General features: G+C 59.2%; 18 protein-coding genes. 9 read left to right on the top strand and 9 right to left on the bottom strand.

Translation table 11 applies throughout. From position 1 onward, the window contains the following. Positions 1-70: 70 nt before the first annotated feature. From ACQUQP_RS15120 to ACQUQP_RS15095, 6 genes are all read right to left on the bottom strand, one after another. Complete coding sequence (locus tag ACQUQP_RS15120) at positions 71-1,036, bottom strand: nucleotidyltransferase domain-containing protein (protein WP_432695857.1); 966 nt, start codon at positions 1,034-1,036, stop codon at positions 71-73. 492 nt (positions 1,037-1,528) lie between these two features. Further along, positions 1,529-2,296 (bottom strand): hypothetical protein, encoded by a 768-nt coding sequence (locus ACQUQP_RS15115; protein ID WP_432695856.1) that lies wholly within the window; start codon positions 2,294-2,296, stop codon positions 1,529-1,531. Positions 2,297-2,427: 131 nt separating this feature from the next. Beyond that, positions 2,428-2,691: a hypothetical protein gene (locus ACQUQP_RS15110; protein WP_432695855.1), complete on the bottom strand. Its 264-nt coding sequence runs from the start codon at positions 2,689-2,691 to the stop codon at positions 2,428-2,430. A gap of 304 nt (positions 2,692-2,995) precedes the next feature. Next, on the bottom strand, positions 2,996-4,273 hold the full coding sequence (aroA, locus tag ACQUQP_RS15105) for a 3-phosphoshikimate 1-carboxyvinyltransferase (RefSeq protein WP_432695854.1): 1,278 nt from the start codon (positions 4,271-4,273) through the stop codon (positions 2,996-2,998). Positions 4,274-4,361: 88 nt separating this feature from the next. After that, complete coding sequence (locus ACQUQP_RS15100) at positions 4,362-4,835, bottom strand: methylated-DNA--[protein]-cysteine S-methyltransferase (RefSeq protein ID WP_432695853.1); 474 nt, start codon at positions 4,833-4,835, stop codon at positions 4,362-4,364. Positions 4,836-4,977: 142 nt separating this feature from the next. Next, positions 4,978-6,720: a SulP family inorganic anion transporter gene (locus ACQUQP_RS15095; RefSeq protein WP_432695852.1), complete on the bottom strand. Its 1,743-nt coding sequence runs from the start codon at positions 6,718-6,720 to the stop codon at positions 4,978-4,980. A 179-nt stretch (positions 6,721-6,899) separates the two neighbouring features. On the opposite strand from ACQUQP_RS15095, the gene ACQUQP_RS15090 reads away from it, so the two are divergent. Genes ACQUQP_RS15090 through ACQUQP_RS15080 form a run of 3 tightly spaced genes read left to right on the top strand, consistent with a single transcriptional unit; the run spans position 6,900 to position 10,329 of the window. Next, positions 6,900-8,693, top strand: coding sequence for an ABC transporter ATP-binding protein (locus tag ACQUQP_RS15090; RefSeq protein ID WP_432695851.1), 1,794 nt, complete (start codon positions 6,900-6,902; stop codon positions 8,691-8,693). Positions 8,694-8,720: 27 nt separating this feature from the next. Next, a complete protein-coding gene (locus tag ACQUQP_RS15085; RefSeq protein ID WP_432695850.1) occupies positions 8,721-9,851 on the top strand; it encodes a phospholipase D-like domain-containing protein in 1,131 nt (376 codons plus the stop codon). 10 nt (positions 9,852-9,861) lie between these two features. Then, positions 9,862-10,329 carry a glycine zipper domain-containing protein gene (locus ACQUQP_RS15080; protein WP_432695849.1) on the top strand — a complete coding sequence of 156 codons (468 nt, stop codon included), beginning with the start codon at positions 9,862-9,864 and terminating at the stop codon, positions 10,327-10,329. Here the strand turns inward: ACQUQP_RS15080 and ACQUQP_RS15075 are convergent. Next, positions 10,323-10,907, bottom strand: coding sequence for a glutathione S-transferase family protein (locus tag ACQUQP_RS15075; RefSeq protein WP_432695848.1), 585 nt, complete (start codon positions 10,905-10,907; stop codon positions 10,323-10,325). The genes ACQUQP_RS15080 and ACQUQP_RS15075 overlap by 7 nt on opposite strands. A gap of 452 nt (positions 10,908-11,359) precedes the next feature. Here ACQUQP_RS15075 and ACQUQP_RS15070 point away from each other — a divergent pair, with 452 nt between their 5' ends. The 3 genes from ACQUQP_RS15070 to ACQUQP_RS15060 are packed head-to-tail and all read left to right on the top strand — an operon-like array spanning position 11,360 to position 16,044. Continuing rightward, entirely contained in the window at positions 11,360-13,135 is a 1,776-nt protein-coding gene (locus ACQUQP_RS15070; RefSeq protein ID WP_432695847.1) for an N-acetylglutaminylglutamine amidotransferase, read from the top strand. A 3-nt stretch (positions 13,136-13,138) separates the two neighbouring features. Next, positions 13,139-14,914 carry an N-acetylglutaminylglutamine synthetase gene (ngg, locus tag ACQUQP_RS15065; protein WP_432695846.1) on the top strand — a complete coding sequence of 592 codons (1,776 nt, stop codon included), beginning with the start codon at positions 13,139-13,141 and terminating at the stop codon, positions 14,912-14,914. Continuing rightward, positions 14,911-16,044 carry an osmoprotectant NAGGN system M42 family peptidase gene (locus ACQUQP_RS15060; RefSeq protein WP_432695845.1) on the top strand — a complete coding sequence of 378 codons (1,134 nt, stop codon included), beginning with the start codon at positions 14,911-14,913 and terminating at the stop codon, positions 16,042-16,044. The genes ngg and ACQUQP_RS15060 overlap by 4 nt, the downstream gene beginning before the upstream one ends. A gap of 80 nt (positions 16,045-16,124) precedes the next feature. Here ACQUQP_RS15060 and ACQUQP_RS15055 read toward each other — a convergent pair whose 3' ends face one another. Continuing rightward, a complete protein-coding gene (locus tag ACQUQP_RS15055) occupies positions 16,125-17,294 on the bottom strand; it encodes a benzoate/H(+) symporter BenE family transporter (protein ID WP_432695844.1) in 1,170 nt (389 codons plus the stop codon). Positions 17,295-17,478: 184 nt separating this feature from the next. On the opposite strand from ACQUQP_RS15055, the gene ACQUQP_RS15050 reads away from it, so the two are divergent. The 3 genes from ACQUQP_RS15050 to ACQUQP_RS15040 all read left to right on the top strand — a co-directional run bounded on the left by ACQUQP_RS15050 (position 17,479) and on the right by ACQUQP_RS15040 (position 20,296). Next, a complete protein-coding gene (locus tag ACQUQP_RS15050) occupies positions 17,479-18,036 on the top strand; it encodes a helix-turn-helix domain-containing protein (protein WP_432695843.1) in 558 nt (185 codons plus the stop codon). 59 nt (positions 18,037-18,095) lie between these two features. Then, complete coding sequence (locus ACQUQP_RS15045; RefSeq protein ID WP_432695842.1) at positions 18,096-19,013, top strand: EamA family transporter; 918 nt, start codon at positions 18,096-18,098, stop codon at positions 19,011-19,013. 119 nt (positions 19,014-19,132) lie between these two features. After that, the gene (locus tag ACQUQP_RS15040) at positions 19,133-20,296 is read left to right on the top strand and encodes a DesA family fatty acid desaturase (protein ID WP_432695841.1); all 1,164 of its coding nucleotides are present in this window, start codon (positions 19,133-19,135) and stop codon (positions 20,294-20,296) included. A gap of 21 nt (positions 20,297-20,317) precedes the next feature. Here the strand turns inward: ACQUQP_RS15040 and ACQUQP_RS15035 are convergent, their stop codons facing one another. Further along, the gene (locus tag ACQUQP_RS15035) at positions 20,318-21,952 is read right to left on the bottom strand and encodes a glycerol-3-phosphate dehydrogenase/oxidase (RefSeq protein ID WP_432695840.1); all 1,635 of its coding nucleotides are present in this window, start codon (positions 21,950-21,952) and stop codon (positions 20,318-20,320) included. Between the last annotated feature and the right edge of the window lie 44 nt (positions 21,953-21,996).

Raw genomic sequence — 21,996 nt, 5'->3', positions numbered from 1 at the left:
CCGGAGACAAAAGATGCGCATCAGATTTTGGCGTCCGCGTTAATTTGCCTTGTTAGCCATTTCATTGTTTCTACTTTAAGTCTGACTTTGCTTCCGTATATAAATCAGATTTAACCTTCTCCCATTCAACTACGAAAGCAGTATTAGATGAAACAGTTTTAACTTTAGGTTCGTTAATATGCTTATTTATCTCCTTCAAATATGCAGGTATTCCTTTAACCGCGTTATTACTAAACTTTGCTTTTATGCTTGATATAATACTTGAAAGATTACCTACTGCTTTATCTACATCCCCATTGTAAATGTTTGCCTCAGAATCAATTCCACCACCCTTTGTATCTCGGTAGTCTACGTAATTATTGATACTGTTAATCAGGTTTGTGTTTTCCTTGTTTGCTTTGGCTATCAAATCAGCTTGCTCTTTTCTTAATGCTGAAGGCTGAACAATTTTAGGCTTTTCTGTTGTGATTTTTTCGTATTGAATACCAGCAGTAAAACTAGCACCAATTACAACACATAACGCGGCAAATACTGCGACAAACTGGGGCACAGTTAAGGCAGTGAGAATTTGAACAAGTGTGATTTTTGATAGGTCTATAATATTGGCATTAGTACCATTATCAACCTTGGGTTGGTTTGGTAGTACTGACGGAATGAATTCAACACCTTCTTTGACTGTGAAACGCCATTGTATGTCTGCTGCTTCTCGACCGGATTCTCTAGACCAGATTTTTATCGCTCCTAGTTTTTCAACCAAACTTGAAAAGTCCGCTGATTCGATAAAACTCTCATTCTGTGTGCTTATTGCCTTACCACCATCAACGGTAAATAAATCAAGTGCATCACAGTTATTAGCTGAAAAATCTCTTAATACTTTTGGTTGAACGTAATTACTTGAAACAACTAGAACATCGGCATCTGACCTAGTGCTTTTGGTGCCACGTGCACGCGAACCAAAAAGATATAGTTCTGTAATATCGGGTAATTCTTTACCAAGATCTTCTGCTAGATGCGCTAAATCATATTCTTGATCCATTGAAGATAAATTCCTCGCTATTTTGATGGCTAACAGTCTGTTAATGAGGTCTACGACCTCATAATAGTTATTAGCAGGTATACCTTTTAATTTACATGTTGCCCTGTAGGGTTGCGTAACTGTCTGAAATAACGAATAAAAATTTAGATGCTTCCGCTATGGGGTGCAAAAAGGTATTTCATTGCGCGGTGATGCCGCTAAACAGGTAACAGGCTGAGTAGTTGCTGAGGCTGTCGCTATAGTGGCGTTGCTACCTGGAGGTGTGCGAGTAAACGCTGAAGAAATAAATGAAGCACAACTATCCATTAATCAGTCCTTTAGGATCGTTTGCCTGGGTGTCTATGCGTCTACTGCCTGTCTGCCGCTGAAGTTCAGTTTGGTTTCTTTTTCTGAAAGGCACAAGTTCAATGGGCCATTATCCGGGCGTCATCTGCTTGGGGGGCTAGCTATGGCGCTCCGTGGTCCGGATTACAGATCCCGGCTTTGAAAGGCTCAACGCTGGAAAGAGGCGATCTCCTCTTCAGTCAGAAATCGGCCTTCGTCTACGTCGTAGTAGCGGCGGCTTTCTCCGTCTCCGGCTTCCATGATGTTACGGCCAGCGATAAATAGTCCGCTTGGCATTGGGCGCAGTGCCTTGGTCCACTCCGAGGCAGGCATCAGCGCCGAGGTCTGGTCGAACTCTTCAAGAATTTCGCGGGATGTGTCGACCACCAGCAGGGCGTATTCGTATCGATACAGCAGGTCGTCCAGGGTTTTCGCCAGTTCATCGGGCAAGGGTTGCTGGTTCAGTTGCTGGCGCAGCTTATCGATATTCGGAGCCGGGCCCATGCCGTCAATATGGTTCAGCGAGTACAGGGTTTCGGCGCGGGTGAACACACCACGCAGGTAGGTGTGGTCGATGCTGGCCTGTTTGGCTTCGGTGTCCCGACGCAGCCTGTCGGCTTCCGTCGCATAGTGGGCTTTTAGCTGCAGCAGGGTTTGAACCTCCAGGTTCAGGCTGTCTTTCTGATTTTGTAACTCGTCTTTTTGCGCCTGTAGCTGGTCGCGTTCGGCAAGCGCGGCGTAGGCTTCGTTGTACTGCTTGAGTTCGCCGACGATCCAGAGACCCAGGCCCGCCAGCAGCGGCAGAAGCGTGGCGAGCGCGGCCGGTGTGATCCATTTGGTTCTGCCTGCGGTGCGCAGCTGTTTGATCTCTTCCCGCAGTTTTTCCTGTTCGAGTTCTTCCCGCTGTTGTGCTGGCTTTTCGTTATCGTCAGACATGATTAACGCTCCCCGTTAAGGACGGCCCGCCAGTCTGCTGATGGGGGCGTGCTTCCCCGGTTTTGCATGACAGAGCTTTGAGTTGCCTGAGGAAGCACGGTGGGTTGATCAAGCCGGTTTGGTCTCCGGGGTCAGGATGCTTCGAACAGTTCGACCGTTTCCGGGCGCACACCGTCGTACTTCATCGCTGCGGCGGCATCGTCCCCTTGAAGGGCTTCGGTCAGGGCAGCAATGCTGGGCACATTTTCGATAATCAGTCCGACTTTGTTGCCTCCATCGGGGCTGACAAAGGTTTTTGCAGTCATTCCATGACTCGCCATGAACTCGTCCCGCTTGGGTGAGCTTAGCCAGTGGGCAACATCGTCCACTTCATGAATTACTAATACCGTAGTCATATTGGCAACCTCTTGGCGGCCAGGCGTTGGCGCCTGTGCGCCGTGATAGTTATCGGGCCACCTGAGTGATTGGCTCGTTCGGTTATGCTTCAGCGCAACTGAACCTCTGGCAGAGGTGCCGGGGCGCAGCGGTTAACGCAACAACCGAATTAAACTTAGTGTACGGAGTGATACCCCGCAAAGTTGGCTGTTCGGCGGCAAGTGTGGGCTTGCTTAGTTGGTGTGTAACGCTGGCATGCGTAGAAATAATAAAGGCCCCATCAAGGAGCCCTTATTCAACGCAACTTTACGGAGCAGGTGGTTATCAGCCGGTGACCTGCTTGAACAGGTCGAAGTATTCCGGGAAGGTCTTGCGGGTGCAGCCCGGGTCGTTGATGGTGATCGGCGCGTTGCCGAACGCCGCCAGGGAGAAGCACATCGCCATGCGGTGGTCATCGTAGGTGTCGATGGCAGCGCTGCTGATCTCGGCCGGTGGGGTGATCTCGATAAAGTCTTCGCCTTCAACCACTTCGGCACCGACCTTGCGCAGTTCGGTGGCCATGGCGGCCAGGCGGTCGGTTTCCTTGACGCGCCAGTTGTAGACGTTGCGGATCGCTGTCGGACCCTTGGCGAACAGGGCGGTGGTGGCGATGGTCATGGCTGCATCGGGGATGGCGTTCAGATCCAGATCCACGCCGTTCAGTTCACCCTTGGTCACTTCCACCCAGGTCGGTCCGTAGCTGACCTGTGCGCCCATCTTGCCGAGTACTTCGGCGAACGCCTTGTCGCCCTGCACGCTGTCGGAGCCGACGCCGTAGACGCGGATGGTGCCGCCGGCGATGGCAGCCGCGGCGAGGAAGTAGGAGGCGGACGAGGCGTCGCCTTCCACCATCACTTCGCCCGGAGAGCGGTAGCTCTGGCCCGCTTTGACGACAAAGCGCTGGTAGTTGTCGTTGATCACCTCAACGCCGAACAGCTTCATGCTGTGCAGGGTGATATCGATGTAAGGCTTGGAGACCAGTTCACCATCGACAACGATACACAGGTCATCCTTGGCCAGTGGTGCCGCCATCAGCAGGGCGGTGAGGAACTGGCTGGAGATATTGCCCTTGATGCTCACTTCGCCACCGTTCAGGCCCGTGGCCTTGATCTTCATCGGCGGGTAGCCTTCATCGCCCAGGTATTCCACATCGGCACCGAGCGGGCGCAGGGCATCGACCAGGTCGCGGATCGGGCGCTCGTACATGCGCGGCTCGCCGGTCAGCTCAAACTCGCCTTCACCGAGGCAGAGTGCGGCGGTCAGCGGACGCATGGCGGTGCCGGCGTTGCCTAGGAACAGTTCGGCACTGCTGGCCTTGAACGGGCCGCCGACGCCCTGAACGGTGCAGCTGCGGCGATCTTCGGCCAGTTCATAGCTCACGCCCAGCTTGGTCAGCGCGTTGAGCATATGGCGCACGTCGTCGCTGTCCAGCAGGTTGGTTACCTTGGTCTCACCCTCGGCCAGGGCCGCCAGCAGCAGAATGCGGTTGGACAGGCTTTTGGAGCCCGGCAGTTGTACCTCGCCTGAGGCGTGATTCAGCGGAGAGAGGGTCAGTGAGTCCATGGTATTCCGTTAAGCTATCGTTTTCGAGGGAGCATAAACTACTACCCCCAAAGGCGGATGTCGACAGGTCTGGGAGAGGTGGCGCTGATCAGTCGAGTACGCCTTCGAGCTCCAGCAGTTTGCGTTTGATGGTAAGGCCGCCGCCATAGCCCACCAGCGCCCCGTTGGCGCCGATAACGCGGTGGCAGGGGATCAGAATCGACAGCGGGTTACGGTTGTTGGCCATGCCTACGGCGCGGGCCGCTCCAGGTTGGCCGATAATCGAGGCCAGGTCGCCGTAACTGCGGGTTTCGCCATAGGGTATCTGTTGCAGCGCCTGCCATACTCTCTGTTGGAACTGCGTACCGGCTGGCGCCAGCGGGAGGTCGAAGCTCTGTCGTTTGCCGGCGAAATATTCACTCAGCTGATGGGCGGCCTCGATCAGCAGGTCGCTGGGTACGTGCTCCAGCTCTTCGTGTTCAACCCGGCCGAACTCGACGCCGGTCAGCGCCTCATCGCTGGCGGTGAGGGTGAGTATGCCGATCGGCAGGTCGGTCAGATGAAGCTGTGTTGTCGTCGTCATGGGCTCGCTCTTGCGGATTGATCCTTATCAATGCCGGTTGCCGGTACGAAGAGCATAGTGAACCGGCGTAAGTACGACAAACCCGCAGGTTTCGGACACCGCTGGGTAACTTGCCTGAAGCCCGCCGACCGGTGGGCTTCTTTTATTCTTTATAGATCAGTCCTTCAGGTGGCGGCGGGCACTCCTCGAAAATGCGCGCAGTGCAGCGGTCGCAGATCTCAAGGTCCAGCTCCGGTACCACGCTGGCGATCGCCTCCTGGGTGCTGCCGAAAAAGCGTGCCGAGCCGATCCGGCCAAGCAGCCCGGTGCGCTCCAGGTCATCCAGCAGTACCCCTTTCATCGAGCAGAACATCAGTTGGCCACCGCGTGCCTCGATCAGCTCCGCTTCCTGAATCAGCATTTCAAACGCCGAGACATCGATAAAGTTGATCCCCTTGCCGACGATCAGAATCCGCGGTGGTCCGATACTCTGCTCGGCGAGCTTGCGCAGGTGCAGCTGGATATGCTCGACGCAGCCGAAAAACATGGAGCCGTCGATACGGATGATCTGGAACTGCGGGCACTCGCGTAGACCGTGGCGTTCCACGTTGCGAATACTGCGGCGCGGCGCGTTTTGCAGCGGGGCCACCGGGACCACCGAGGGGCGTGAGGTGCGGCGCAGGTAAAAGGCGATCGACAGGAATACGCCGACGTAGATCGAGAACACCGGGTCGATCAGCAGGGTAGCGGCGAAGGTCGATACAAGTACGACACTCTCCAGCCGGCTGACCTTGAGGATCTGGGCGATATGGGGACGGTCGATCAGGTTCCAGGCGATCAGCAGAATCGAACCGGCCATGGCCGGCATCGGCAGCCAGTTGGTGATGCTCGGGAACGAGATCAGCAGTACCGCAACCGTGGCGGCGTTGATCAGCGCGGCAATCGGTGTTTGCGCACCGGCATCGAAATTGGCGCCGGAACGGGTAAACGACCCTGAGCCGGCAAAGCAGGAGAAGAAACTGCCCAGGCTGTTGGCGACGCCCTGGGCAACGAACTCCCGGTTACCGTTGATCTGCTGGTGGGAGCGCAGGGCGATGGCGCGGCCGATACTGACCGCCTCGATCAGTCCCAGCAGCGCCAGTGCGAAGGCGCCGGAAGCCAGAGTACTGATACCCGACAGGCTCAGCTCCGGCAGTGCCGGCAGAGGCAGTCCGGAGGGCAGTGCCCCAACGTTGGCGATACCGCTGTCGCTGCCGCCGAGCAGTTGCGCGGTCAGTGAACCCAGCCCCAGGGCGATCAGCAGGTGCGGCAGGCGCCGGTTGATGCGGCGAATGATGATGGCGCTCAGCAGCGTCACGATCCCGACCAGCAGCGAGTAAAGGTGGGTATCACCGAGGGAAAGCCAGAGCTGGTACAGGGTTTCAAACAGGTTCAGGCCGCCCGGCAGGGTTACCCCGAGCAGATATTTGAATTGGCTGGCGGCGATAAGTATGGAGGCGCCGGCGGTAAAGCCGATCACCACGGTGTGCGATATAAAATTGACCAGGGATCCTACCCGCATCAATCCCAGCAGCAGCTGGATCACGCCGGTGATCAGGGTCAGTGTGAACATGGTCGCGATAAAGTCCGCGCTGCCCGGTTCCGCGACGCCGCTGACAATGCTCATCAATACGATGGACACGGCGGCGGCGGGACCCGAGATCATGTGCCAGGAGGAGCCCAGCAGCGCCGCCAGGGCGGTCACGATAATGGCGGAGTAGAGCCCGGTTTCCGGCGGCATACCGGCGATCAGCGCGTAGGCCACACACTGGGGGAGCGCAATGATCGCGCCGGTCAGACCCGCACTGAGGTCAGAGCGCATCTGTTGCGCGTTGAGTCTGGGGCGCCAGTCGAAAAGATCCGCCAAAGGTCGGCCTCCGAGGTTGTCGTCAGGTTATATGGTTATAGCGGAAGTGTAGCCGCTTAGGGTATATCACTTACACCCCGGAACCTGTGGGTGAATTGCGTCTTCAGTTTACCGCCCCTGGGGATCAGGGGTATTTTCTAGATGAGACGAGACAGAGGCTCCAACAGAAGGAACAGTGCTTGAGCAGTAACTCCCCACGGCATTATGACTGGCGTTATATTCTGGAGATCGGTCTTGGCCATCGCCGCGAGCTGATTCTGGCGAATGTGATTGCCGTACTGGCAACGCTGGTGTCCGTGCCGGTGCCGCTGCTGATGCCTCTGCTGGTGGACGAGGTGCTGCTCGACCAGCCCGGTACCCTGGTCTCGCTGGTCAATCCGCTGGCGCCGGAAAGCTGGCGGGGGCCGTTTCTCTATATCGGTGCGGTCGTCATGCTGACCGTGGTACTCAGGCTGCTGGCGCTGGGACTGAACGTCTGGCAGACACGCCAGTTCACCATCATCTCCAAGGATGTGATCTTTCATATTCGCGCCAGTCTGCTGCAGCGGCTGCAGAAGATCTCCATGAACGAGTATGAAACCCTCGGCAGCGGCACCGTCGCGTCTCATTTCGTCACCGACCTGGACACCGTGGACCGGTTTGTCGGTACCTCGGTGAGCCGCTTGCTGGTGGCGGTGCTGTCGATCATCGGCACCGCCGGCATCCTGCTGTGGATGCACTGGCAGCTGGCGCTGTTCATCCTGTTTCTGAACCCGCTGGTGATCTACCTGACCATGTCGGTCGGCAAGCGGGTCAAACTGCTGAAAAAGCGCGAGAACAAGGCGTTCGAGGTGTTTCAGGCGGCACTGACCGAAACCCTGGATGCGATCCAGCAGATCCGTGCCGGCAACCGCGAGCGTCACTATCTGGTAAGGCTTACCGATCGCGCCCGGGATGTGCGCGATCACTCCACCGCATTCGAGTGGCAGTCCGATGCCACCAGCCGTCTCAGCTTTATGTTGTTTCTGGTCGGGGTCGATATATTCCGCGCCGCATCGATGCTGATGGTGGTGTTTTCCGACCTCAGTATCGGCGAGATGATGGCGGTGTTCGGTTACCTCTGGTTCATGATGGGGCCGGTGCAGGAGGTGCTCGGTATCCAGTACGCCTGGTTTGGTGCCCGGGCGGCGCTGACCCGGGTGAACCGGCTGATGGATCTGCATCTGGAGCCCGCTTACCCCCATCTGCAGGACCCGTTTGAGAATAAAAAGCGGGTGGCGATCGAGCTGAAAAATATCCATTTCAGCTACATTGAGGGGCAGGAGGTGCTGCGCGGTATCAGCCTGAAGGTCGACGCCGGCGAGAAGATCGCACTGGTTGGCGCCAGTGGCGGCGGCAAGTCGACCCTGGTTCAGGTGCTGCTGGGTCTGTATCCGCCGCAACAGGGCGAGGTGCGTTTCGATGGCGTCCCGGTGACGCGTATCGGTCTGGACCGGGTGCGCGAGCATGTTGCGACGGTGCTGCAGTCGCCGGCGCTGTTTAACGGCAGTGTGCGCGAGAACCTGGCGATGGGGCGTGAGTTCAGTGACAAGCAGCTCTGGGAAGCGCTGGAGGTGGCGCAGCTGAAAGGTTTTGTGGAGCAGCTCGGCGAGGGGCTCGACACCGTGATCGGGCGCCAGGGCGTGAGGCTTTCCGGCGGACAGCGGCAGCGACTGGCGGTGGCACGGATGGTGCTCAGTGACCCCAGCGTGGTGATTCTGGATGAGGCCACCTCGGCGCTGGATACGGAAACCGAGTACGCCCTGCACCGGGCGCTGGAGGAGTTCCTGCGCGGGCGCACAACGATCATTGTGGCGCACCGGCTCAGTGCCGTGCGCCAGGCGGACCGGGTGTATGTGTTCGAGGGTGGAGAGATCAGCGAGCAGGGCAGTCACGAAGAGCTGCTCGATCAGAAGGGTCTCTACGCCCGCCTGTACGGAGCGCGTCAGCACTAAGGCACTCCGCTGCAGCTAAGGAGGAGTATGCGGTCGAAGTTTGCGTGGCGGGACGGGAATAGCATCGACCTGTACGTCGATGGCGATCGTTTCTTCCCGGAGATGCTCGATGCCATCCATGGCGCGCGCAGATCGGTCTTTCTGGAGATGTACCTGGTGGCCAGCGGCGCGGTGCTGGACCGGTTTATTGCCGCACTGATGGATGCCGCCACCCGCGGTGTGCGGGTCTGCGTGCTGTTCGATCATTACGGCGCGCGCTGGTTTCGCAGCGAGGATGTAAAGCGGCTTAAGAGCGCGGCCGTTGAGCTGGTTTTCTACAATCCGGTGTCGTTTTACAAATGGAGCCGTAATTTCGCGCGCGATCATCGCAAACTGCTGATAGTGGACCACCAGTACGCCTTTATCGGCGGCACCGGGTTAACCGATGAATACTGGATCGACCTGCCGTCCCGGCCGGATACGCCCTGGCACGAGCTGATGTGCCGGGTGGAGGGGCCGATTGTGGCCGATCTGGCCGACCTCTTCGCGCGTCTGTGGAACCGCACCCGGCGCACGGAATCCTCCCTGCTCAGGCATCTGCCGCCCCGGGAACACAGCGGCAGCGCACGGATCCGCCTGCTGACCTCCGAGGGGCCGGCCCGTCAGCACATCAAGTTCAGTGTGTTGCGCAGTACCCGCGAGGCACACCAGCGGGTATGGATCTGTACCGCCTATTTTCTGCCCTCGTTTTCACTGCGACTGGCGCTGCGGCGGGCAGCGAGAAAGGGGCTGGATGTGCGCTTGCTGGTGGCCGGTCCGTTGACCGATCACCGCTGGATCTATTACGCATCCAAGCGCTATTATCGCCGTCTGCTTAACGCCGGTGTGCGGATCTATGAGTACCAGCCGCGTATGCTGCACTCCAAGGTGGCGCTGTTTGATGATCTGGTCTCGCTGGGGTCCTGTAATCTGGATCACTGGAATCTGCGCTGGAACCTGGAGGCCAATATCGAGGTCCATGAACCCGCCTTCGCCCGTGAGGTCGAAGAACTGTTAAGCATCGATTTTGCCGATAGCTGCGAGATCGATGCGCAGCAGTGGGCGCGTCGTCCCTGGTATCGCAAGTTACGGGAGGCCGCATGGGCGCTGGTGTGTCAGTGGATACTGCGTATTCGTTAGGAGAGAGTCTATGAAAAGGTTGAACACGGGCGTTGCACTGGTACTGCTGACCGCAGTGCTGGGCGGTTGTGCGCAGCAGAGCCTGACCGGCGATGCATACAGCCGCAGCGAGGTGCAGCGGGCGCAGCGTATTCAGTACGCGGTGGTTGAGTCAGTGCGTCCGGTGGTTATTGAGGGGCGTACCGACGGTGTGGTCGGTGGTGGTGCTGGCGCTATCGTCGGTGGTGTTGCCGGCAGCTCAATCGGTGGTGGCCGCGGTTCGGTGATTACCTCGGTGCTCGGTGCCGTGGCCGGCGGTGTGGTCGGCCAGCGGATCGAAGAGGCCACCAGCAGGACCCAGGGTCAGGAGATCACGCTGCGCCTGGATAACGGCGAGATGATCTCCGTGGTTCAGGAAGTGGCGAACCAGAACTTCTTCCGTCCCGGCGATCGGGTCCGCCTCCTGGGCAGCGGCAGCACGTTGCGCGTCAGTTACTGATCAGCCAGTCTGGGGTCGGTTTTGGCCAGATCGGGCCGACCCTGCTGGGCGTTGAACCAGGCAGAAAGGTTTGGTGTTGCGTCCAGCTCAATCAGGCCGCGGAACAGGCACCAGTCCAGCATCGAATAAAGGCAGATCGCGGTGTAGTCCCAGGCCTCGAAACAGCCTTCCCCCGCCCAGGATTCAAGTGCTGCGAGCGACTTTTCTACCCGCTCATGCTGCAGGTTGAAGATCAGGCAGTCCCTGTCCGTATCCAGGCCCGAGCGTTGAGACAGCAGCAGCGTCACCATCGAATCATTAACCGCATCGATCACCGTCAGACGGTTCTCCTCGGCCCAGCTCAGCCCGGGCAGTGACAGCTTGCCCGACAGGTAGCGGAAGATAACCCGGGAATCATAGAGAATCTCATCGTCGTCATAGAGTACCGGGATCTTCAGTGCCGGGTTGCGCTTGCGCAGTTCGTCCCGGTCTTCACCGTAGATATTCAGATCGGTAAAGCTATACGCCTGCGCGTTTGCGGCGAGCAGCAGGCGGATGCGACGCACGTAAGGGGAGGTGGCCGAGCCGATCAGTTTCATGCTTATCCCTCTTGATGAATGAATGCGAAGTGTAGCCTATCAGGTTGACAGTCTTCGCCGTCAGCCTGGATGTGGGGATTCTCAAGTCATGCCAGCCCTGTCGCCCATTACGCTGTCGATATTAAGAAATTTCAACGGGTTAAGAAAAGTCGCCACTTTTAAAATCAAGCAGTTATCAAATCCCGGCGGTTTGTGAACCTGTGGCGGCTTTGTTAGGGTAAAAGGATCACTTCTTGATCGGTGGACAGGGTGATCAGTACAACTTTTGCAGGCTGGCAAAGCCTGACTCTCAGTAAGGCAGTTATTGCCATCTCAAATTGGGTTCAGCGGAACCCGGGCCTGTCCTCGATTCTTAATCCAGTCTCGTTATTTTCAGTAGCCGTGCCTGTTTCAGAGGCTGCGGTGAGTTCTGGACTGTATCCGATGCGCTGCTAAGGAATTAGGGAAAGCTTATGTGCGGAATCTGTGGAGAGATCGTTTTTGACGGCAGAACGCCGTCAATTACCGCGGTAGAGCGGATGGCGGAGAAGCTGCGCCCCAGGGGGCCAGACGCCGGTGGTGTGTATTCCCAGCAGAACATCGTGTTCGGGCACCGTCGACTCAAGATTATCGATCTGTCGGACCATGCCCAGCAGCCGATGCATGACCCGGACCTGGGGCTGACCCTGGTGTTTAACGGCTGTATCTACAACTACCAGGCGCTGCGCGAAGAGCTGCAGGCGCGGGGATACCGCTTCTTCTCCAGCGGTGATACCGAGGTGATCCTGAAGGCGTTTCACGCCTGGGGGCCTGACTGCGTCAAGCGCTTCAACGGCATGTTTGCGTTTGCGATTCACAACCGGGAGACCGGGCGGGTGGTAATGGCCCGGGACCGGTTTGGCATCAAGCCATTCTATTACTCCGAACAGGAGGGGATACTCCGCTTCGCGTCATCCCTGCCGGCACTGCTGGCCGCCGGTGGCGTCGATACCGAGATCGACCCGGTTGCCCTGCATCACTACATGCAGTGGCATGCGGTGGTGCCGCCACCCTATACCCTGCTGAAAGGCGTGCGCAAACTGCCGCCGGCCACCTACCGAGTTATCGAAACCGATGGCTCGTTCAAGGATACCCAGTACTGGTCTTTGAGCATGGGGCCGAAAGACAGCACCGATGAAGAGAAGACCCAGCGCGACTGGGAGGATGAACTCCTCGCGGTGATGCGCCGGTCGGTTGAGCGTCGAGCCGTGGCGGACGTACCGGTGGGTGTGCTGCTCTCCGGCGGACTGGATTCCAGCCTGATCGTCGGCCTGCTGTCCGAACACGGCCAGACGGGGTTGAACACCTTCTCCGTGGGGTTTGAGGCGGCCGGTGGCGAGCGGGGCGACGAGTTCAAATACTCCGATATCATCGCCAACCACTACAACACCGAGCACCACCAGATCATGGTGCCCTCCAGCCGACTGCTGGAAACCCTGCCGGAGACCTTCGGTGCCATGTCGGAGCCGATGGTCAGCTACGACAACGTCGGTTTCTACCTGCTCTCCCATGAAGTCTCCAAGCACCTGAAAGTGGTGCAGAGCGGCCAGGGGGCCGACGAGGTGTTCGGCGGCTATCACTGGTATCCGCCGATGCTCGACAGCGAGGATGCGGTGGAGGATTACAGCCAGGCTTTCTTTGATCGCAGCGAAGAGGAGTTCGCCCAGGCGATCAGCAGTGAATATGTCGGCGATAACTATTCCCGCAACTTTGTCGAACGCTACTTCGCCGGTGCCAGCGCACCGCGTCCGGTGGACAAGGCGCTGCATATCGATACCAACGTGATGCTGGTGGATGATCCGGTCAAACGGGTCGACAACATGACCATGGCCTGGGGGCTGGAGGCGCGGGTGCCGTTCCTCGATCACGAGGTGGTCGAACTGGCCGGCCGCATTCCTGCCGAGCTGAAAGTGAAGGACAGCGGCAAGTACGTGCTCAAGGAGATGGCGCGCCGGATCATCCCCAACGAGGTGATCGACCGTCCCAAGGGCTATTTCCCGGTGCCGGCGCTGAAGTATATCGAAGGGCCCTACCTGGAGTTTGTGCGCGACTACCTGGACAGCGATACCTGCCGCCAGCGTGGCCTGTTCCAGCGAGATTACCTGGAGCAGCTGATGGGTGCGCCCCGTGACCACATAACGCCTCTGCGTGGCTCCAAACTCTGGCAGGTGGCCCTGCTGGAGATGTGGCTGCAGACCCATGGAGTCTGAACCGTGAGCAAGAAACCGGAACAGGGAAAGGAAAAAGGGCGACAGAATCCGATGGATCCGTCGGCCATGGCGTCGCTGAAGCACTGGGGCGATCCGCTCGATCTGCCCGGCGAGAGTATGCGCGAGGAGGTGGCGCTGGATTGCGGCTGGGGCCGGCTGATCTTTGGCCAGACCTTCAGGGATCCGAAAAAACTGGCCCAGCTGCTGCGCCTGGAGCGAGAAGGGCGCCGCGATATTGCGCTCTATGTGCGTGAGCCCCACGTGGTGCTCTCTTATGCGCCCCAGGATCTGTTTATGGATCCGTCACTGACCTACCGTCTTGATTTCAGTAACTACGAGGAGCGCGGCGACTTCCCGGAAGGGATGAGAATCCGGCCGATGACCGGTGAGGATGATCAGCGTCGTATCAACCGGCTCTACATGGCGAGGCATATGGTGCCCGCCTATGACGGCTTCTACAGCAAACTGCCCGACAAGCCGGAGCTGACCGTGCTGGTGGCCGAAGAGGTGGCCTCCGGCGACATCATCGGCGTGGTGACAGGCGTCGATCACCGCGAGGCGATCAACGATCCCGATAACGGCTGCAGCCTCTGGGCGCTGGTCAGCGATCCCCAGGCGCAGATCCCGGCGGTGGGTGAGTGGCTCTCCCGTGCGTTGATCGAGCTGATGCGTGACCGGGGCCGGGCGTTCATGGACCTGTCGGTCATGCACGATAACCATGCTGCGATCCATCTTTATGACAAGCTTAATTTCGAGCAGGTACCGGTCTACTGTCTCAAGCACAAGAACTCGATCAACGAGAAGCTGTTCATCGGCGAGGATCCGGAAGAGGAGCTAAACATCTATGCCCGCCTGATCACCAAGGAGGCGCGGCGTCGTGGCATCGGTGTCGAGGTGCTGGATGCCGAGGGCGGCTTCTTCCGCCTGTCCCTGGGCGGGCGCTGGGTGACCTGCCGTGAATCGCTCAGTGAGATGACCTCTGCGGTCGCCATGAGTCGCTGCGATGATAAGGCGGTGACCCGACGCCTGCTGCAGAAAGAGGGGCTGCGTGTCCCCGAACAGGTGGTGGTCAATGACGAGGCCGACATCGAAAACTTCCTGTCGCGCCATCAGGAGGTGGTCGTAAAGCCGGCCCGGGGTGAGCAGGGCCGGGGCATTCAGGTAGGACTGAGCCGCGTCGATGAGGTGAGCCGGGCGGTGGAATCGGCCCGTACCTTCTGCGACAAGGTGCTGCTGGAGCAGTGTGTCAGCGGTGATGACCTGCGCATTATCGTTATCGACTACAAGGTGGTGGCTGCTGCCGTGCGCCGCCCGCCGAAGATTATCGGTGATGGCGAGCAGACGATCGGCGAACTGATCGACCGGCTGAGCCGGCGCCGGGCCGCCGCCACCGATGGTGAAAGTACCATTCCCCTGGATGCCGAAACCGAGCGCTGTGTCAGCCGTACCGGCTACCGCCTGGATGACATCCTGCCCCGTGGCGAGTGGCTACAGGTACGAACCACGGCTAATCTGCATACAGGAGGCACCATTCATGACGTGACCGGAGAGCTGCATCCGGTCCTGTCTTCGGCGGCCGTTCGCGCTGCCAAGGCGATCGAGATTCCGGTGGTGGGACTCGATTTCATGGTGCCCGATGTGAGTGGGCCCGACTACGCCATTATTGAGGCGAATGAGCGCCCGGGGCTGGCCAATCATGAGCCGCAGCCCACCGTGGAGTGCTTTGTCGACCTGCTCTTTCCGCACACCCGCAGCCAGAATAAACGGAGTGATATGTGACCAAACTGCAAATTGATCAGGAGTACCTGAAAGAGCAGCTGAAAAACCTGCTGTTGACGCCAAGTCCGTCCGGCATGACCAATGATGCGGTGCGTTACGTCTGCGCCGAACTGGAAAAACTGGATATCCGCTACGAACTGACCCGACGCGGTGCGATTCGCGCCATTATTCAGGGTAAAAACTACAGCCCGCGCCGGGCCGTCGCCGCACACCTGGATACCCTGGGTGGCATGGTGAAGGGTCTCAAACGAGAGGGGCGCCTGCGTGTTGTGCCGATCGGGCACTGGAACGCCCGCTTTGCTGAAGGCGCGCGGGTAAAGGTTCACTGCGATAACGGCCAGGTCTACACCGGCACTATCCTGCCGTTAAAGGCCTCCGGGCACACCTACAACAAGGGGGTGGACGAGCAACCCTCGGACTGGTCCAACCTGGAGATCCGCATTGACGAGCCGGTTAATCAGATCGACCAGCTCTGGGACATGGGTATCCGCGTGGGGGATTTCGTCTCGGTGGACTCCAACCCTGAGTTCAGTAAGAGCGGGCATATCAATGGGCGTCATCTGGATGACAAGGCCGGGGTTGCCAGCATGTTGGCCGCGGCCAAGGCGATCAGGGATGCCGGCGTGGAACCGGAACTGGACTGCCACCTGCTGTTCACCATCTCGGAGGAGGTGGGGGTGGGTGCCTCCCACATTCTGCACGGTGAAGTGGCCGAGATGGTTTCCATCGATAACGGCACCATCGCGCCGGAGCAGAACACCTGCGAGTACGGTGTGACCATCGCCATGCAGGACTCCAGCGGCCCCTTCGATCGACCGCTGACCCAGCACCTGATCAACCTCTGCAAGCGCGAGGAGATCGAGTTCAGCCGGGATGTGTTCATGTATTACCGCAGTGATGCGGCATCCGCACTGGAAGCGGGTAACGATATCCGCACCGCGCTGATCTGTTTTGCGCTGGATGCCTCCCATGGCTGGGAACGCACCCATATCGATTCGCTCGATTCCGTCGCCAGCCTGCTTGTGGGTTACATGTGCTCGAAACCGCTGTTTGCGGAGCATGAAAACGTGATCGGCGACGATAGCGAATATCCGCTGATCGCTGCCGACCGGGAGCGGTTGAAGATGTAAACACACAGCTTCTCGCACGGTCTCCCCGTGCCGGACTCAATCGGCACGGGGGCTCTGGCCTTTCGGTTACGAATTCTCTGTTATTTCCTCATCGCTGCTACGGCCATTGGCAGGTGGTAAGCCAGCAATCCCGCAACCAATCCCCAGAACGCGCTGCCAACACCGAACAGTGTCATGCCCGATGCGGTGGCCAGGAAGGTGATCAGCGCCGCATCACGAACAGCCTCATCCCTGAGCGCCGCCGACAGGCTGCTGCTGATGGTGCCGAGCAGGGCAAGACCGGCGATCGCCATCACCAGCTGCGACGGAAAGGCGGCAAACAGAGCGGCCACCGTGGCGCCGAAGATGCCGGTCAGCAGGTAGAAAAAGCCGGCCCAGGCGGAGGCCAGGTAGCGCCGTTTCGGGTCCGGGTCTGCCTCCTTGCCCATGCAGATCGCCGCCGTAATAGCCGCCAGGTTGAAGGCGAAGCCACCAAAGGGCGCCAGTATCAGACCGGTGATACCGGTGCTGGTGATCAGTGGCGACGCGGGTGTTTCATAGCCGTTGGCGCGCAGCACCGCGAGTCCGGGCAGGTTCTGGGACGCCATGGTGACTATAAACAGCGGCAAACCCACGCCGATCAGTGCGGGCAGGGAAAATGCAGGCCAGGTCCAGATCGGCATTGCCAGCTCCCAGCTGAGGCTGTCGACTTGCAGCAATCCCTGCAGCGCGGCGATCAATAGACCCACCGCCAGCGTCAGCGGAATCACGTAACGCGGCAGTAGCACCCGTCCCAGCAGAAAGGTCAGCAGCATGGCGATCACCAGCAGCAGCTGGCTCTCCATGGCGCCAAACAGCTGCAGGCCAAACTGGAACAGCACCCCGGCCAGCATGGCGGCCGCCAGCGGCGCCGGCACCTGTTTCATCAGCCGGTCGAACCAGCCGGTGATACCGCAGAGTGTGATCAGCGCCGAGCTGAACAGAAACACGCCTACCGCCTCGTTCAGGCTCAATCCAGATAAACCGGTCACCAGCAGCGCAGCGCCCGGTGTGGACCAGGCGGTGAGCACCGGTGTCTTGAAGTACAGCGACAGCCCGCCACTGGTCAGCGCCATGCCGATCCCTAGTGCCCAGAGCCAGGAACTGATCTCTGCAGCGCTGGCGCCCGCGGCCGAAGCCGCCTGAAAGATGATCGCAGCGGAGCTGGTGTAGCCGACCAGTACGGCGACAAAGCCGGCGGAGATATGAGACAGACTGGGCGTAAAACGCATGATGCTTTCCAATTTTTTAGGCCGGGGGTGTTGGCGGCTTATTAATCCGTGCGACAGAAATGGGTATCTCAGCGGCGCTGGCTTGGAAACGCCGGACGCTATAGCGCACAATAGCTGCAAAGAATACGCTTGTGCGCTATAGCGCACAACGGTTTTGTATTCGCTGTTTTTTGCAGGAGAAGGCATGAAAGAACCCGGCCAGTATCTGGCACAGGTGCTTAAAGAACGCCGCAAGGCCAAAGGCTGGAGCCTGGACCAGGCTTCCCGTCATACGGGGGTCAGCAAGGCGATGCTGGGCCAGATAGAGCGGGGCGAATCGAGTCCGACGGTGGCGACGCTGTGGAAAATCGCGACCGGATTTGACGCGGCACTGTCTGATTTTCTCGAACAGCCGGCACTGGAGGCGCAGAGCAGCGTCCGCCAGGCGGGCGAGTTCAGGCATCAGCCTGCCGTTGATGAGATGTTGGTGGCGCCGATCTTTCCCTACGATGAAGCCTTGGGTTTCGAGATGTTCGAGTTGACCCTGATGCCCGGTTATACGCGCAGCTCCGAGCCCCATGCCAGGGGCGTGGTTGAGCATGTGGTGCTGGTGCGTGGCGAGATGGAGTTGCTGATAGAGGGAGAGTGGAAGCCGCTGCAGGAAGGGGATGCGGTCCGCTTCGCTGCCGACCGTCCCCATGGCTATCGTAACCTGGGGCGGGAGCCGGCCGTCTTTCATAACCTGATTCACTATCCTTCCTGAGCTATCACACTCGAGGTGATTGAGCATTTTCCGGCGCAGGTCGCCGGTACGGAGCTGTTTTGAGTATTCCACACTGGGGGCTGGCGCTGCTGATAGTGCTGGCCTGGGGGCTTAACTTCGTTGTTATCCGCTTTGGCCTGGATGAACTGCCGCCGATGCTGCTGGGTGCGCTGCGCTTTTCGCTGGTGGCGTTTCCGGCGGTCCTGTTTTTTAAACCGCCCAAGCTGCCGCTGAAATGGCTGCTCGGCTATGGCGCGTTTATCAGCCTGGGACAGTTTGCCTTCCTGTTCAGTGCCATGTATTTCGGCATGCCGGCGGGGCTGGCATCGCTGGTGCTGCAGGCTCAGATGCTGTTTACCATGCTGTTCGCTTTGCTGTTTCTCGGTGAGCGGCTACACCTGCCGCAACTGATCTCGCTGGTGGTTGCGGTGACCGGGCTTTATTTTCTCGCCAGCGCCACGCCCACCGAGGATATGACGCTGATCGGTTTCCTGCTGACGGTGGCGGCAGCTGCGAGCTGGGGGATGGGCAATATCATCAACCGGCATATCGTGCAGCTTGGCGATATCAACCTGATGAGCCTGGTGGTCTGGGGGGCTCTGGTGCCGCCGATCCCGTTCTTTCTGCTCTCTCTCTGGCTGGAAGGGCCGGCGCTGATCGTTGAAAGCCTGACCGGCATGGGCTGGAAATCGATCGGTTCCCTGATCTATCTCGCCGCGGTGGCATCCCTGTTCGGTTACGGCAGCTGGGCCTTCCTGATGAGCCGCTACCCGGCCTCCACGGTGGCGCCACTGACGCTGCTGGTGCCGATTGTCGGCCTGCTCACCGCCTGGCTGGTACTGGGGGAGTCGGTGAGCCTGTCTCAGACCGTCGGCATCGTTCTGATTCTGCTGGGCCTGATGATCAATGTCTTCGGCCAGCGTCTGCGGCTCAGGCTTAAGCTGCGCAGGTTGGGAATAGAGAAGCCCGAAATTTGACGGATTACTGAACACAGACTCCGGTTGTGGTGACTAATATTTAGACACTGCTATAGAAGCGCCCCACACCCGCTTTTTGCGTGGGTGTGGATTCGTGAACCTCCAAACCGGAGTTTTCCATGCTGACAGGCTTCTTTGACCTGCCCTGGTGGGGTTACTGCGCAGTCGTTCTGCTGCTGACCCATCTGACGATTATTTCCGTCACCGTCTTCCTGCATCGCTGCCAGGCGCACCGCTCGGTGTCGCTGCATCCTGTTCCTGCGCACCTGATGCGTTTCTGGCTCTGGCTGACCACCGGTATGGTGACCCGCGAGTGGGTGGCGATACACCGCAAGCATCATGCTCACTGCGATGTTGACGAGGATCCCCATAGTCCCCAGATGGAAGGTATCTCTACCGTGCTCTGGCGCGGCGCCGAGCTGTACCGTGGCGCGCTGGATGATCCGCAACTGCTGGCGCGTTACGGCAAGGGCACACCGGATGACTGGATCGAGCGTAAGCTTTACAGCCGCTTTCCCTATCTCGGTATCAGCCTGATGCTGGTGATCGATCTGCTCTGTTTTGGCGCTATCGGTCTGACCCTCTGGGCAGTGCAGATGGTCTGGATCCCGTTCTGGGCCGCGGGCGTTATAAACGGTGTCGGGCATTTCCTCGGCTACCGAAATTTCGAAACCGGTGATGCCTCGCGCAATATCAGCCCGCTCGGGCTGCTGGTCGGTGGTGAGGAACTGCATAACAACCACCACGCCGCGCCCTCATCGGCACGGCTGTCCTGTCGCTGGTTTGAGTTCGATATTGGCTGGTGCTATATCCGCTGTCTGTCACTGCTGGGGCTGGCGAAGGTGCGCACCACCGGTTTGATCAGGCAGCTGCCGCTGACACCGGACGGGGCGATGAACCGGCTCCAGCTGCTGCGTCTTTACGCGCATCAGGTGGTGCTGCCGATTCTCAAACAGGAGCGGCAGCGCGGTAGCCGGGCCAGTCGTCAACTGTTGCGCCGCAGTCGCTGGCTGCTGCTGCGTGAAAAACACCGTCTCAATGCGGCACAGCGCTCACGGGTGGAGTCTTCGCTTTCGTTAAGCAGGCGGCTGGCGGTGGTGTATGACTATCAGCACCGATTGCGTGAGATCTGGACGCTGCCGGGGCGCTCCAGCGATCGGCTGGGTCGGGCGCTGCATGACTGGTGTGTGGATGCGAAAAGCTCAGGCATCGCCGCACTGGAGGAGTTTGCCGAGCGCCTGATGAATGGATCTCTGGTCAGGCGCGCAGCGATCGGTTCTTAAGGTGATAAAGGCTTAACGCGCTCAAGGAGTGTGGGCAGTGGCCGCGTCGTCGGTAAGGCTGTCCAGGTACTCTGCCAGTTTCTCATCCGCCCGCTCGGCAAACAGAATCTGGCAGGCTTCGCGCAGCCCGGGTGCGTCAACCAGTTGATCCCGGGGAACCACCTGGGCGATTTTCGAGCGGCGGCGCAGAAAGTCGTCGAGCCGGGTGATCATCTCCCGCCGGGCGGCCAGTTCCACCTCGCCACGCAGGTACTCGGCATTGGCGATCAGCAGTTCGCCCCAGTCGGGGTTCTCACGGATCCCCTCCAGCAGTTCCAGCGCGCTGGCGCCGTAACGCCGCCAGAGACGGGGGGTGAGTTTTTCGCTGGAGGATGAGGGTGTTATGCCATCCAGGTTCATCAGCCGGGCCTGATGCAGATACTCCCGGTAGACGCTGGCGTCGGGTTCGCCGTACCAGATCTGTTTGCGAAACGGCAGGTCGATATCCAGCCCCTCGATGATCTCGCACACCTCTTCGCCCACGTTGATGCAGTCGGTGAGCTTGCCGCCGAAGATACTCAGGTGGCGCATCTGTTCATCCACATCGATAGCGTGTTTGCGTGACAGTTTCACCCAGTCTGCCTGCTTGCCTTCGCCGTTGCTGACGGCCAGTGGGCGTACACCGCAGCGCTCGGCGATAATGTCATCCGTCGTCAAAGTGTGCGGCAGATTGAGCAGGCTGTTGGCGTTATCGAGCACGAACTGTCGGTCTGCGTCGCTGATCCCTGTCTCGGGATTTTCCACCTGGGTATCGGTGGTGCCGATGCAGGTTTTCGGCCCCATGGGAATGACGAAGAACAGCCGCCCGTCGCTGGCGAAGAAGGTCAGTATCCGGTTGCTGTCAGTGATTCGGTCGACAATCAGGTGGATCCCCTTGGAGAACAGGTGCCGGTGGCGGGTGCTCTGGCCGCTGCTCTGGTTGAGCCGGTCGGTCCAGGGGCCGCAGGCGTTGATCACCGCGCGCGCCTTGATCTGAAACTGCTCGCCGGATTCTCTGTCCAGGACATTGGCGTGCCAGAGATCCCCGGTTTTACTCAGCTGTTGGCACTCCACGTAATTGGCGGCGATCGCATCGTAATTCATCGCGCTGCGGATAAAGTTGAAGGTAAAGCGGGCATCGTTGTCATGCAGATAGCAGTCGGAGTACTCCACGCCGGCCTGGGTATTGGCGGTGTTGATCACCGGTTCCCGGGCCTTCAGGCGCGACGGTCCCATGATCTCCGGCAGTCGGGTTTTGCCGCGGCCGAACAGCCAGTAAAGCAGGGTGCCGGCATAGATCATCCAGGGTGGCTTCCGAAAGCCGCTCTGCACCGAGGCGAGAAAGCGCATCTCCCGCACGGTGGAGGGATAGGCACGCATCAGGCGGTTGCGGCTGCGGCAGAGTTTGTCCACCAGCAGGTATTCGCCGCTCTCCATGTACTTGATACCGCCCCAGGCCAGGTTGGAGCTGTTGGAGCTGGTTTCTCCGGCAAAGTCGCCCCGGTCGATCAGCGCCACGCGGGCGCCCCGGGCGGCCAGTGCCGCGGCGGAAACGGCACCATTGATGCCGCCGCCCAGGATCAGCACATCAAAAGAGCCGGATTGCAGACGAGCGATATTGTGGCTTCTGAGACTCAAAACGCGGTAGCTCCTTCTGACCTGTTGGGTTGTAACCCGGGTTA

It is taken from the genome of Marinobacterium sp. YM272, assembly GCF_050908845.1.
Taxonomy (GTDB): domain Bacteria; phylum Pseudomonadota; class Gammaproteobacteria; order Pseudomonadales; family Balneatricaceae; genus Marinobacterium_D.
Note: the sequence above shows the minus strand (reverse complement) of the source record. Positions and strands in the feature narration are given on the sequence as shown.

Coding starts and splice junctions, on each gene's coding strand:
- ACQUQP_RS15120 (WP_432695857.1), bottom strand. CDS start 1,036: ATGGATCAAGAATATGATTTAGCGCATCTAGCAGAAGATCTTGGTAAA.
- ACQUQP_RS15115 (WP_432695856.1), bottom strand. CDS start 2,296: ATGTCTGACGATAACGAAAAGCCAGCACAACAGCGGGAAGAACTCGAA.
- ACQUQP_RS15110 (WP_432695855.1), bottom strand. CDS start 2,691: ATGACTACGGTATTAGTAATTCATGAAGTGGACGATGTTGCCCACTGG.
- aroA (WP_432695854.1), bottom strand. CDS start 4,273: ATGGACTCACTGACCCTCTCTCCGCTGAATCACGCCTCAGGCGAGGTA.
- ACQUQP_RS15100 (WP_432695853.1), bottom strand. CDS start 4,835: ATGACGACGACAACACAGCTTCATCTGACCGACCTGCCGATCGGCATA.
- ACQUQP_RS15085 (WP_432695850.1), top strand. CDS start 8,721: ATGCGGTCGAAGTTTGCGTGGCGGGACGGGAATAGCATCGACCTGTAC.
- ACQUQP_RS15080 (WP_432695849.1), top strand. CDS start 9,862: ATGAAAAGGTTGAACACGGGCGTTGCACTGGTACTGCTGACCGCAGTG.
- ACQUQP_RS15075 (WP_432695848.1), bottom strand. CDS start 10,907: ATGAAACTGATCGGCTCGGCCACCTCCCCTTACGTGCGTCGCATCCGC.
- ACQUQP_RS15070 (WP_432695847.1), top strand. CDS start 11,360: ATGTGCGGAATCTGTGGAGAGATCGTTTTTGACGGCAGAACGCCGTCA.
- ACQUQP_RS15055 (WP_432695844.1), bottom strand. CDS start 17,294: ATGCGTTTTACGCCCAGTCTGTCTCATATCTCCGCCGGCTTTGTCGCC.
- ACQUQP_RS15050 (WP_432695843.1), top strand. CDS start 17,479: ATGAAAGAACCCGGCCAGTATCTGGCACAGGTGCTTAAAGAACGCCGC.
- ACQUQP_RS15040 (WP_432695841.1), top strand. CDS start 19,133: ATGCTGACAGGCTTCTTTGACCTGCCCTGGTGGGGTTACTGCGCAGTC.